Source organism: Winogradskyella vidalii, assembly GCF_013403955.1.
Lineage (GTDB): Bacteria > Bacteroidota > Bacteroidia > Flavobacteriales > Flavobacteriaceae > Winogradskyella > Winogradskyella vidalii.
Genome location: NZ_JABFDG010000001.1, coordinates 1,057,520 through 1,070,111 on the forward strand (window position 1 = coordinate 1,057,520; position 12,592 = coordinate 1,070,111).

Below are 12,592 nucleotides of genomic sequence, written 5' to 3' on the forward strand. Positions count from 1 at the left end.
TTTTTAATATTTATTATGCACAAGAATATAGAAGAATAAAAATACTTAATTTTAAAAATTTAAAAGAAGCGTATTAAAAGGAAATTAATTAAACATTGAGGACAATCACAATATTACATCCTTTTTCTGCTAAATCTGTTGGATTAGAATCTACAGATTTATACTATTTTCATAGTAAACCACATGAAAACGCCTTACGTATTTTACAAAGTAAAGGCTTTGGTGTCACAATAGATTATTTTACAGGTTCTTTTTTTCCTTATACCAAAACGATAAAAGGTGTTAAAAAACGTTTTTGGCCAGTTAGTTGTCCTATTTTAAAAAAGCGACATGCTTGGAAAAAACAACATTCATTATTTAATTATTTATACACTAGTGTAAAGCCTTCAACACTTACAATTATAAATATGTCTGGACATGGCAGTGCCTATTGTTTTAAATTGGCAGCTTTATTAAAAAAACAAAATAAACCTTATATCGCTATGATTGGCGGTATGCATATGGGAACCTCAAAAGACGTTTTAAGTTATTATAACAATGCCAATCATATTATTGTACATACACAGGTTCAAAAAGATATTTTAAAACAAACAAATGGATTTAAGGATTTAGAAATAAAAGTGATGCCATTAGGTGTAGATACGAGCTTGTTTAAACCCTATTTTGAAGTAAAAGAAAAATCTAGTTTGTTGTATGTGGGACGTATTTCGCGATTAAAGCAAATAGAGTGTGCTATAGATTCACTCTCGTATCTAAATAAAAAAGGAGTAAGGGGAGTAAACTTGACTATTATAGGTCCTATAAGTGATACTGAATATCATAAAGAATTACAAGAAAAAGTACGAAGTCTAGGATTAGAATCTCAAATACATTTTAAAGGTGCGCTAAATCAGGAGGATTTAATACCTTACTACCAAAAAGCAACATTACTTTTAATGCCTAGTAAACATGAGTCTTTTGGTATGGTTATGGTCGAAGCTATGGGTTGTGGTACACCTGTAGTTGCATTTCGAGGTTCAGGTGGCCCTGATGAAATTGTGACCAATAACGTTACAGGGTTATTGTGTGAGGACGTTAATTATAGTGAGGAGGTTTATAATTTATTAATTAATAAGAAAGTATTAGATGACATGTGTCTTAGCGCTGTGTTAGACGTTAAGCATCATTGGAGTTTAGATTATACCGCAAAGTGCTTAGAGAGTTCAGTTAAATTTGCATTAGAAAAATTTTAAATGAAATTTAATAGTATAAGAATTAATGATATTAAGTGTATTGTGTGGTATGTTCCTTTAGAATTAAATCATTCTAGTTACATATTGTCATCAACTTTACTATTTGCTAAACAGAATAATATTGAATTTAAAATATCTAATAAAAACCTTAATAAAAGAGGGCAAATAAATGTTTTAAATGATAAAGTTAGATATACAGATCATTGGTTTTCTAAAGTAACCTATGTCGATTTTATTTTACATTCTAATAAAAAAATTCGATTAGCATTTGATCTTAATGATTTGGGCTATTATTTTTCGAGACATGCATTTAAAATTGCAGATGTGGTTTATAAGCGTTCATATAATCCTAAGTTTATTAACAGGTTAGCAACCAGCAAGAAAAGTAAAATTAAAAAAATGGGTTTACCTTTTATGGTAAGACCAAATGAGAGTCCAGAGCCTTTAAAGCTTTGTTTTAATTATTTGATATTTAGATTTAAACAATATGTCAAACCAAATCGATCAGTTTTTAGTAGAGGTATTAAAATTTTTCCTTTAGTTTATAAAGAATTGAAAAGGTTCTTTTACACAAGAAAGGTTAGTGATTTTGAAGTAGTTTCATTGAATTTAAATAATAATATTTTTTATCAAAAAAGGTTATTCTATTCAAAAGATGTAGATGTCAAGAATTTGACAGAACAAAGGGTTAATATGATACAAATTTTAAAAAACAGTTTTGGAGATGTATTTAAAGGCGGGTTAATGGAGGATAGTTTATCTGTTAAGTTATATCCCGAGATTATTTCAAATATATCTGGTGATCAGCATGCCTTCTTGGAAGAAATGAAGAATTGTGGCATTTGTATTTATACAAGAGGTCTAAAAAAATCTACAGGCTGGACGTTATCCGAGTTTATGTCTCAAGGTAAATGTATCATAGCAGAACAAATTTATAATGATTTACCATTTAAAATAAGACATGATGTTGAGGTTATGTTTTATAATTCAGATGAAGAGATGATTGAATTTTGTAAACAATTAGTACTTGACGAAAATAAAAGAAAAGAACTTGGTGAAAATGCACGTAAATATTATGATAGATATGTAAATCCTAAGACTTTTTTGGAATCACTACTGAAAAATTAAAATAATATTGAATACGCTATTTATACATCACAGATCAAAACACCATGCTAAAAACTCGGGGTATAGTAGGTTGGTAGATTACTATAAAGGTTCTGCCTCGGTAAATGGAGATCAAAATATACCATTTATAGCGGCCAAACAATGGGCTAAAATGGCTAAAAAGCAAGCCGGTATATATGATGCAGGAAGTGTTTTTAAAGAATATGCGCTCTATAAATCATTAAAAAACAGAGATAAACAAGAGCCTACAACTGTTCATTATTTAAATGGTGAACGTGATATTCGATACGTTGTACGGTATGGAAGCGTATTTAAAAATACTAGATTTTGTGCGTCGTTTCATAAACCACCAAAAACTTTAGATACTCTAATTCATTACACTGATTATATAAGTCGTTTAGATGGTGCTGTTTGTGTTGGAGAAAATCAGGTTAATTATATTAAAGAGCGTTTTAAAATTCCGAAAGTAAAGTATATACCTCATGGAGTAGATAGTCAGTTTTTTGTACCTGCATTACATGAAGCGTATAATCAACCTATATTGTTATTTGTAGGACAGCACATGCGCGATTTTGAGGCTTTAAATTATTGTGTACCTAAGTTAGCAGAAGCAATTCCAGATTTAAAAGTACATGTGATTATTCATAAGGCTTATGTGAATAAAGTATTACCACATCGCTGCGTGGAAGTTTTTAGCGGAATTAATGATGCAATGTTGTTAAAAAAGTACCAAGAGGCTACCGCTTTGTTTTTACCTTTACTAGATAGTACTGCTTGTAATTCTATTTTAGAAGGTTTGGCTTGCGGATTACCAATTATAACCACGGATGTTGGTGGGAATTCTGGATACTTAAAAAGCACAGATGCTGTGTTAACAAAATTGGGCGCTTATGATGATTTAATAGAACACACTATAAAAATTGTTTTAAATGAAAGTCTTTTAGAAACAATGCGTAAAAAAAGTAGAATGAAGGGAGAAGCCTTAGATTGGAAATTTGTGGCTAGTGACGTAAATGATTTTCATGCGTCTTTATTTTAAATACATGAAAGTACATGCGTCTTAATTTTTTTATAATTTATAAAATTAGTTTTTGAAACCACCACTTAAAATTGCCATATACACAGGACTTATTCCGAATACGACCTTTATTGAAACGCTCATTGCTGGAGTGGCAAAAGAGCATGACGTCTTACTTTTTGGTACGGTTAAAAAAAAGACACGTTATGCTTCTAAGCGTATTAAAATTATAGATACGCCCACGTCGTTATACAAAAACATACCGTTGACACTTTGGCGCGCCATAAAGTTAGGTATTCAACATCCTAAACGCTTATCATTAGCCATAAAAGAAGCGAAAACTTATGCTACCTTGTATACTAAATGGCTTCGATTCTCACGTTTTGTGCCCGTGTTATTATATGCGCCAGATATCTTTCATTTGCAATGGACGAGCCGCATAGATCGTTGGTTGTTTTTAAAATCGACATATCCCTGTCATATTATAGTGAGTCTGTTAGGCTCACAAGCAGCTATTTTACCTTATATTAATCCGGAAGTGTTTAAGAGGTATCAACGTTGCCTTCCTAAAGTAGATGCTATACATTCCATATCTGAACATTTAGGGAATCAGGCTACAAATTTTAATGTCCGTCCAGAGCGTGTTTATGTGATTTCGACTCCTATTCCAACAGCTGCTTTCTCGTATTATAAACCTTTTGAAAAACGTGATGTTAAACCATTTCAGCTGGTATCTGTAGGACGCTATCATTGGGTTAAAGGGTATCGATATGGTATACAAGCGGTACAGCAACTTATTCAGTCTGGTGTAGATGTTCATTACACCATTATAGCAGCAGGTAAGATTCCTGAAGATCTTATATTTCAAGTCAACCAATTGGGGTTACAAGATCATATTACCTTCAAGCCCAGTTTACCTCAAACCACATTATTTGAGCACTTGCAAACGTATGATGCTTTGCTATTGCCAAGTTTAAGTGAAGGTATCGCCAATGTGGTATTGGAAGCTATGGCTATAGGACTGCCTGTAATTTCTACAAATTGTGGAGGTATGGCAGAAGTGGTGATTCCTGACAAAACGGGTTGGTTGATCCCTGTTAGAGATGCTAAAGCCTTAGCTGATGCTGTGATTAATTGCATGGAAGTTACCGAGGAAGATAAGCGTCTTATGATACAGCAAGCTTTCGATTTTGTAAACAATCGTTATCATGAAAAGCATAGTATAGCCCAGATGTTGCGGCTTTATGAGGAATTAGGTCGTAGGTATTAGGTTGTAGGGATTAGGAAATACGTTTCTGAGTTCTAATGTTTATAACTTACCTTTGTCCGCGTTAGTGTTATTTGAACCAATTACTAAACTATGGGTAACCGACTTAAAATAGCTGTTTTTTCAGGAACCATACCGAGTACCACCTTTATAGAGCATTTAATTAAAGGCGTGTCTCAAACTCATGAGGTGTACTTATTTGGGGTTCAAACTACTCCTGTGGCGTATGAATCTGATCGTATTGCAGTCTATAACACTCCAAAAACTCATATAAAGAATGCCGTTGTCAGTAGTTATAGACTAATGCAATTGGTTATTAAATCGCCAAAAGATGCGGTGAAATTATATCGACATACCTCTCAATTTAATAAACGCTATGATCGCTGGATTCGGTTTACAAAACTATTACCGATGGTCTTATATAAGCCTGATGTATTGCATATTCAATGGGCTAAAGATATCGCGTTCTACAAGGTGTTACAAGATTTATTTGGAGTTCCGATTGTCGTGAGTTTGCGTGGTGCTCATATTAATTATACGCCTATAGTCGATTTGCAAATTGCAACAATTTATAAACAGGAATTTCCAAAAATAATAGCCTTCCACGCCGTTTCTAAGGCTATTGGAGAAGAGGCTAAGCGATATGGTGCTTCAGCTAATGCAATTCAAATTATTCATTCTCCTATTCCGTCTTTCTTTTTTGAGCATTATAAGCCCTGCATAACGGTACAAGACAAAACTATACGATTGGTTTCTGTTGGGCGTTTTCATTGGGTTAAAGGTTACGAAACAGCATTAGATACTATAGCTCTATTAAAGCATAAAGGTTATCACATTCAGTATACCATTGTAGGACCTGACGAATTTACTGAAGCCTTATTATTTCAATGCCATCAGCTCAATTTAGTCGATGACGTTGCTTTGGTTGGGGCTATGGCTCAAACAGAATTGATTTCGTTTTTACAGCAATTTCACGGCATGTTACTGCCTAGTTTAAAAGAGGGAATTGCTAACGTGGTGTTAGAAGCTATGGCGATTGGCTTACCTGTTGTGTCTACAGATTGCGGTGGGATGGCAGAAGTGGTAATTCCTAAAGAGACGGGTTGGTTGGTGCCCGTTAGAGATGCAGAAGCAATGGCTGACGCTGTGATAGATTTAAGTATAACTTCCAAATTAGAATTGCATACGATAACAAAACGTGCCCACCAGTTTGTAAAGCTGGAGTTTAATGCTGAGGATAGCATTTCTAAATTTGTGAGAATGTATGAAGGGGTAGTTGGTGGTTGAAACTGAACTCGAAGTTGAAGTTGAACTCGACATTGGATAAAAACCTTTCTGCTTTTATTTTTTTGATGAAATCAAATTACCCTTCCTTTGAAATTATTATATTCGTCGTGCTATTAGACTATGAAAACAATCACCACACCAATAATTCCTATTGTACCCACATATGCTAAGGTAAACGCACCACATGAATTGAATTTAGAGGCTATTTGTGTTTTTGCAGCGATTGGTTTTTTTTTAGATACAGATACCTATTGGAAAGATGAGGTTGTGTTGCGACCTGGATGTCAACATACCATTTCAGATGATGGTTATCTCTTGGAAAGTATTCCTTGGTTCGAATGGCATTATACACCCGATAAAACCCGTGATTTCGACGCGACTTTACAAGAATTTACAACACTGTTCGAATCTATTATAGAAGAACAAACGGTTGGAAAAAAAGTGATTTTACCTTTATCTGGTGGTTTAGATAGTAGAACACAAGCTGTAGCGTTACAGCACCTAAACGCGTCTGTAAATAGTTATAGTTATGATTTTCAGGGAGGTTATAAAGAAACTCAAATAGCAAAAGCGATTGCTGAAGTTTGTGATTTCGACTTTACAGCCTATACCATTCCTAAAGGCTATTTATGGGATGTGTTGGAAGATTTAGCGACATTAAATCGTTGTGAATCTGATTTTACGGCACCACGACAAATGGCCATAGTTGACGAGTTTGAGACTATGGGTGAGGTGTTTTCATTAGGGCATTGGGGAGATGTGTTGTTTGATGATATGGGAGTTAGAGACGATTTGCCATTGAAAGATCAGGTTAAGGTGCTTCAAAAAAAACTGATTAAAAAAGGAGGTAGAGCATTAGCGAACCAACTTTGGAGTTATTGGAATTTAGCAGGAGATTTTGACGCTTATTTTGAAACGCGCATTACTTCACTACTTTCTGCTATAGAAATTCTTAATAATGCTAATGCACGTATTCGTGCTTTTAAAAGTATGTATTGGGCACCACGCTGGACATCCATAAATTTAGCCGTGTTTGCTAGTAAGCATCCCATAACTTTACCATATTACGATAAACGTATGTGCGAATTTATATGTACGGTTCCTGAAGACTTTTTGGCCAAACGACAGTTGCAAATTGGGTATATAAAACAGCGCGCTCCTAAGCTTGCAAAAATTACTTGGCAAGACCAAAGGCCATTTAATCTTTATACGTATCCAAAAAATAAGACACCTTATAATTTGCCTTATCGTACGATTAATAAATTGGAAAGAGTTTTTCAGGAAGTTTTAGGAAAGAAGTATATAGAACGCAATTGGGAATTGCAATTTTTAGGAGATGATAATCAAAAGAAATTAGAAGCGTATGTATATAACACTGAATTTAATTCTTGGATTTCTAAGTCTATAGTAGATCAGTGTTACAACGCTTTTAAAAGTGGTAATACTGTCGAGAAATCTCATGCCATGAATATGTTTTTAGTTTTTGCCGTACATCAACACTTAAACAATAGGCATGCATAAATTGAGCTTTATTTTTTCAAAACGATTCTTTTTTATCCTCTATAAAAAAATACAGTTGCGTCATATGTATAACAAGTATGTAGAGCATAATAGATTAATACATGAAGATATTGAGACCAGTTTTTTAAAACGAGGATGCACCGCTATGGACACTTCAATAAAAACAAAGTTTAATCACTTAATGTTATATTACCCTGAGTTTGCTGTTATTTTCTTTTGGAGAATAGGTGTTTCAAAAACGAAGTGGTTAAAAATGTTTTCTAAAGATTATAACTTTAAAATATTTAAAAGCACAAATATTAAGGGAGGTTTATTTTGCTTTCACCCGTACGCTTCGGTAATTAATGCCAAATCTATTGGTCGAAATTTTGAATTTAGAAATGGCCTAACAATAGGCAATAAGTCTAATGATAATTCATACTTACCTGTTATAGGTAATAACGTTACGGTAGGTGCACAAGTTGTTATCATAGGAGATATAGAAATAGGCGATAATGTTGTAATTGGAGCAGGATTGGTTGTTGTAAAATCTTTTCCTTCAAATTGTGTCATAGCAGGTAATCCTGCAAAAATAATAAAGACTTTATAGGATTTAGGTGATTGTATGAGTAAGAAAATAAAAATTTTATATACTATACCTAATTTTGATAGAGCTGGAAGTGGTAAGGTTGTTTATGATTTGGTAAAGGGGTTGGATAAGACAAAGTTTGCTCCTGAAATTTGTGTGTTTCATACCAGAGGTGCTTTCTATTCAGAAGTCGAAGCCTTAGGTGTTCCTATTCATGTTTTCAAATTTGAAGCAACGTATAAACCTATAACTACCTTTGTTTTTAGAGTTTTTAAGATCGTACGCTTTTTTAAAACACAGCAGTTTGATTTGATACATTCTTGGCATTATACCTCTGATTTTTCTGAGCCTTTAGCCGCAAGACTAGCTGGTATACCTTACGTATACACAAAAAAAGCGATGGGATGGGGAAATAAAGCGTGGAAAATACGGACGTATTTCAGTACAAAGGTCATAGCGATTAATACAGATATGATGACTGAGTTTTTCTATAATATGAAAACAAAGGTTGTTCAATTACCATTAGGGGTTGATACTGAGATTTATAAGCCTTTAAAAGCAGGTATTAGTTTAAAAAAGCAATTGGGAATTCAAGAGCAGGATTTTGTTATTGTCAGTGTGGTGAACATGGTGCCAGTTAAAGGCATAGAATTATTACTTGAGGCCGTAAATCAAATAAGCTCAAGTTCTTCTATCAAAGTATTGATAGTAGGACATAATGAGAGTGATTATGCCAAAGGATTAATGCAAAAATATGGAAGTCATCGTTTTGTTTTTGTCGGTAAACAGTTAGATGTTAAACCCTATATTGCTTTAGCAGATGTTTTTGTTATCCCAACTAAAGATGAAGGAAGACGAGAAGGTATGCCTGTGGCTCCGTTGGAAGCTATGGCCATGGGAATACCGGTAATCGGCGCCAATATTTCAGGGATAAAAGATATTCTTCAAGATTTCCCCGAGCTTTTATTTAAGCCTTCTCATACTAAAGACCTAAAACAAAAGATCGAATACTTTATGGCGAATCGCCCTATATATAAGAACAAATTAGTAGCGTTAATTCATGAAAAATATAATTTGTCTAAATTTATTAATGATAGAGAGCAATTTTATAAATCGATATTAAAATGATTTCTAAAATAATCAATAGTTATACCTATAAAAAGTATCATCGGAAAATTAAATATTTTTTATCTAGCAGGTATTATAATAATTCAAAGTATTTACCTGAAGGCATTGATCGTGTTTATCACATTCATATTCGTAAATCTGCAGGTACCTCTGTGAATAGCGCCTTTTGGAATTTAGGTGATTTAACTTTAAAAAAAATAGGAAGAGAGCCATTAGTATTATCAAAAAAATTTTCATTTGTATGCTTTAATAAAGAGCTTATTGAAGCCGGACATTACTTATATGCTAGTGCACATTTTGCACAATGGGAATTAAATTTAAAACCAAACACCTTTACATTTACAGTTCTAAGAGAACCATACAGTAGATTAGTCTCATTGTATAAATATTATACTTGGGTTGATCAAGTTGATGAAAAAACAGGGTACTATTTAGATACGTCTTATTATGTATTAAAAGCTCAAAAACACTTGTTAGGCAAGACTTTTAAGGATTTTGTAGATGTGTTGAGTGATAAATATCTCACGAATCAATTATATACCTTTAGCCAGACATTAAATGTTGCTGATGCTTTAAATAATATATCAAAAGTGAATCGTGTTTATTTTCAAGAGGATTTTCAGTATGCCATTAGTGATTTAGAAACGTGTTTAAAGTTGCCATTACATGTGAAAAATGAACGTAATTTTGGGAATATCGATATACATATCTCAGAAGAAGAAAAGCAATATGCGTTAAGTAAACTAAAAGATGAAATTGAATTTTATAAATTGGCTGTAGAAAAATATAAAAATGTAGTATGCATATAGCTCTCATATTATCGCAACCACCAGGCTATTCTGAGACCTTTTTTAAATCAAAAATTAAAGGCTTGCAAGACGCAGGATATCTGGTGAGTTTATTTGTTCAAAAAGATGACCCTACATTTAACGCTTGTAGGGTATTTAAGTTGCCCAAAGTTTATAAGCATCCTATAGTTCAAGCCCTTGCTTATTTATGGATAATTCTGAGCTTAGTACCCTATGTGAAGCGCGTGAAACGTTTTATAAAATTAGAACACGGGAGCAAACGCAAAAAAACACAAATATTTAAGAATATATATACCAATGCAAGTTTGTTAAAATCTAATGTTGATTGGCTGCATTTTGGTTTTGCGACCTTGGCATTACAACGCGAGCATGTGGCTAAAGCCATAGGTGCAAAAATGGCAGTGAGTTTAAGAGGGTTTGATATTGATGTTTACCCCATGAAACATCCTAATTGTTATGTGACATTGTGGCAAGACGTAGATAAAGTGCATGCGATTTCTAAATATACACTAAACCAAGGATATTATCATGGTCTACCCAAGACTGTTGCCTCAACGATTATTACTCCTGCTGTCAAGTTAGTTAGTACAGAACGAAGGAGTGCCTCTAAGACCACTAAAATTATAACAGTAGGTCGTTTGCATTGGATGAAAGGGTACTTGGATATTTTAGAAGCGTTATCCATTTTGAAAACTATAAGTGATAATTTTCATTATCAAATTATAGGCATAGGAGCTGAGGAGGAAGCAATAAAGTTTACGATACACCAATTAGGGCTGCAAAATCATGTAACGTTACTTGGACAGCAATCACATGATTCAGTATTTACATATATAGAGCAAGCCGAGGTGTATTTACAATATAGTCATTCAGAAGGCTTTTGTAATGCGGTATTAGAAGCTCAAGCTTTAGGGAAATTATGTGTTGTGTCAGATGGAGGAGGCTTATCAGAAAATATCATTGATGGTAAAACGGGTTGGGTGGTGCCAAAGCGACAGCCCAAACTATTAGCAAAAACTCTAGAATCTGTAATAGCGCAAGATGATGTTATTAAAAGTCAATTTTCCGAACGGGCCAAAGCACGTGTTCAACACCAATTTACATTGCAACAACAGCAAGCTAAGTTTGTGGAGTTCTATAAAGACTAAATATTAATACTAAAACGTGAATTAATGATTTTACAATATAATAGTTTAGCATGATTTTTAACTCATTAGATTTTGCAATCTTTTTACCTGTCGTCTTTTTTTTATATTGGTTTGTTTTTAATAAAACCGTTGATAGACAAAATGTTTTGGTTGTCGTTGCTAGTTATGTGTTTTATGGCTGGTGGGATTATCGGTTTTTAGCATTGATATTATTTAGTACGATAATAGATTTTGGTATCGGGCAACTGCTATTGAAGACAGAAATCCCTAAAAAAAGAGAATTACTGTTATGGACAAGTATTTCTGTTAATTTGGGACTTCTCGGCTTTTTTAAATATTATAATTTTTTTGCTGATAGCTTTGTTGACGCCTTTTCTTTTTTCGGTCATAGTATTCAACCTAATACTTTAGATATTATTCTACCCGTAGGTATTAGTTTTTATACCTTTCAAACGCTAAGTTATACCATCGATGTTTATCGAAAAAAATTAGAACCCACATCAAGTTTTATTGAGTTTTCTGCATTTGTAAGCTTCTTTCCTCAATTGGTAGCAGGTCCTATAGAGCGTGCCACTAATTTATTACCGCAATTTAAACATAAGCGACATTTTAAGTACTCTGAAGCCATGGATGGTGTGTATCTTATTATATGGGGATTGTTTAAAAAAGTAGTCATTGCAGATAATTGTGCTCAGTTTGCAAACGATATTTTTCAGCATTCAGGTAGTTATTCTTCCTCAACGTTACTTTTAGGATCCTTTTATTTTGCTTTTCAAATTTATGGTGATTTTTCAGGCTATTCCGATATCGCTATAGGAACTTCTAAACTGTTTGGTTTTAATTTGATGCAGAATTTTGCTGTACCTTACTTTTCAAGAGATATGGCCGAATTTTGGAGACGTTGGCATATTTCATTATCCACGTGGTTTCGAGATTATTTATATATACCATTAGGTGGTTCTAGAGGTTCTAAATGGCAACAAATACGAAATGTTTTTATAATTTTTATCGTAAGTGGATTTTGGCACGGCGCAAATTGGACTTTTGTAATATGGGGCTTCTTAAATGCACTGTATTTTATACCTTTATTATTATTGAATAGGAACAGGACACATACAAATGTCATCGCAGAACATAGCATTTTACCATCCGTAAAAGAAATCGGACAAGTTGTAGTGACTTTTATGTTAACACTATTGGCTTGGATATTTTTTAGGGCTAATACTATATCTGATGCCTTTTTATATATTGAAAGACTATTTCAGTTTTCATTTAAAATGGACCGTCTAACTTTAGAGCGTTTTTCTTATGAAATGATTCCATTAGTTGTCCTTTTAGTTGGTATAGAATGGTTTTCTAGAAGAAAGCAACATCCCTTAGAGACAATTAAAAAACCTATGGTTTGGAGTCTAATTTTAATATTTTTAATTTTTGTTTTTGGTAGTTTTTCAAGTGTACAAGAATTTATTTATTTTCAGTTTTAGGT

At 33.3% G+C, this 12,592-nt stretch carries 11 protein-coding genes; all 11 read left to right on the top strand.

Features of this window, described 5'->3' with window-relative positions:
• The first annotated feature begins 95 nt into the window (after window positions 1-95).
• A complete protein-coding gene (locus HM982_RS04395) occupies window positions 96-1,232 on the top strand; it encodes a glycosyltransferase family 4 protein (protein ID WP_179351894.1) in 1,137 nt (378 codons plus the stop codon).
• Window positions 1,233-2,360: a glycosyltransferase gene (locus HM982_RS04400; RefSeq protein WP_179351895.1), complete on the top strand. Its 1,128-nt coding sequence runs from the start codon at window positions 1,233-1,235 to the stop codon at window positions 2,358-2,360. It begins immediately after the preceding gene.
• Window positions 2,361-2,367: 7 nt separating this feature from the next.
• Complete coding sequence (locus tag HM982_RS04405) at window positions 2,368-3,399, top strand: glycosyltransferase family 4 protein (protein ID WP_179351896.1); 1,032 nt, start codon at window positions 2,368-2,370, stop codon at window positions 3,397-3,399.
• A gap of 52 nt (window positions 3,400-3,451) precedes the next feature.
• The gene (locus tag HM982_RS04410) at window positions 3,452-4,648 is read left to right on the top strand and encodes a glycosyltransferase family 4 protein (protein ID WP_179351897.1); all 1,197 of its coding nucleotides are present in this window, start codon (window positions 3,452-3,454) and stop codon (window positions 4,646-4,648) included.
• Between the two features lie 90 nt (window positions 4,649-4,738).
• Entirely contained in the window at window positions 4,739-5,932 is a 1,194-nt protein-coding gene (locus HM982_RS04415) for a glycosyltransferase family 4 protein (protein ID WP_179351898.1), read from the top strand.
• A gap of 120 nt (window positions 5,933-6,052) precedes the next feature.
• On the top strand, window positions 6,053-7,453 hold the full coding sequence (locus HM982_RS04420) for an asparagine synthase-related protein (protein ID WP_179351899.1): 1,401 nt from the start codon (window positions 6,053-6,055) through the stop codon (window positions 7,451-7,453).
• Window positions 7,454-7,598: 145 nt separating this feature from the next.
• Complete coding sequence (locus HM982_RS04425) at window positions 7,599-8,042, top strand: LbetaH domain-containing protein (RefSeq protein WP_179351900.1); 444 nt, start codon at window positions 7,599-7,601, stop codon at window positions 8,040-8,042.
• A gap of 15 nt (window positions 8,043-8,057) precedes the next feature.
• On the top strand, window positions 8,058-9,149 hold the full coding sequence (locus tag HM982_RS04430; protein WP_179351901.1) for a glycosyltransferase: 1,092 nt from the start codon (window positions 8,058-8,060) through the stop codon (window positions 9,147-9,149).
• Entirely contained in the window at window positions 9,146-9,958 is an 813-nt protein-coding gene (locus HM982_RS04435) for a sulfotransferase family 2 domain-containing protein (RefSeq protein WP_179351902.1), read from the top strand. Before HM982_RS04430 ends, HM982_RS04435 begins: the two co-directional genes overlap by 4 nt.
• A complete protein-coding gene (locus HM982_RS04440; protein WP_179351903.1) occupies window positions 9,949-11,106 on the top strand; it encodes a glycosyltransferase in 1,158 nt (385 codons plus the stop codon). Before HM982_RS04435 ends, HM982_RS04440 begins: the two co-directional genes overlap by 10 nt.
• A 50-nt stretch (window positions 11,107-11,156) precedes the next feature.
• A complete protein-coding gene (locus tag HM982_RS04445) occupies window positions 11,157-12,590 on the top strand; it encodes an MBOAT family O-acyltransferase (protein ID WP_179351904.1) in 1,434 nt (477 codons plus the stop codon).
• Window positions 12,591-12,592: the final 2 nt, after the last annotated feature.

What these genes read in the sequence shown, in the direction of transcription:
- HM982_RS04400 (WP_179351895.1), top strand. Translation starts at nt 1,233, where the DNA reads ATGAAATTTAATAGTATAAGAATTAATGATATTAAGTGTATTGTGTGG.
- HM982_RS04415 (WP_179351898.1), top strand. Translation starts at nt 4,739, where the DNA reads ATGGGTAACCGACTTAAAATAGCTGTTTTTTCAGGAACCATACCGAGT.
- HM982_RS04425 (WP_179351900.1), top strand. Translation starts at nt 7,599, where the DNA reads ATGGACACTTCAATAAAAACAAAGTTTAATCACTTAATGTTATATTAC.
- HM982_RS04430 (WP_179351901.1), top strand. Translation starts at nt 8,058, where the DNA reads ATGAGTAAGAAAATAAAAATTTTATATACTATACCTAATTTTGATAGA.
- HM982_RS04420 (WP_179351899.1), top strand. Translation starts at nt 6,053, where the DNA reads ATGAAAACAATCACCACACCAATAATTCCTATTGTACCCACATATGCT.
- HM982_RS04445 (WP_179351904.1), top strand. Translation starts at nt 11,157, where the DNA reads ATGATTTTTAACTCATTAGATTTTGCAATCTTTTTACCTGTCGTCTTT.
- HM982_RS04435 (WP_179351902.1), top strand. Translation starts at nt 9,146, where the DNA reads ATGATTTCTAAAATAATCAATAGTTATACCTATAAAAAGTATCATCGG.
- HM982_RS04440 (WP_179351903.1), top strand. Translation starts at nt 9,949, where the DNA reads ATGCATATAGCTCTCATATTATCGCAACCACCAGGCTATTCTGAGACC.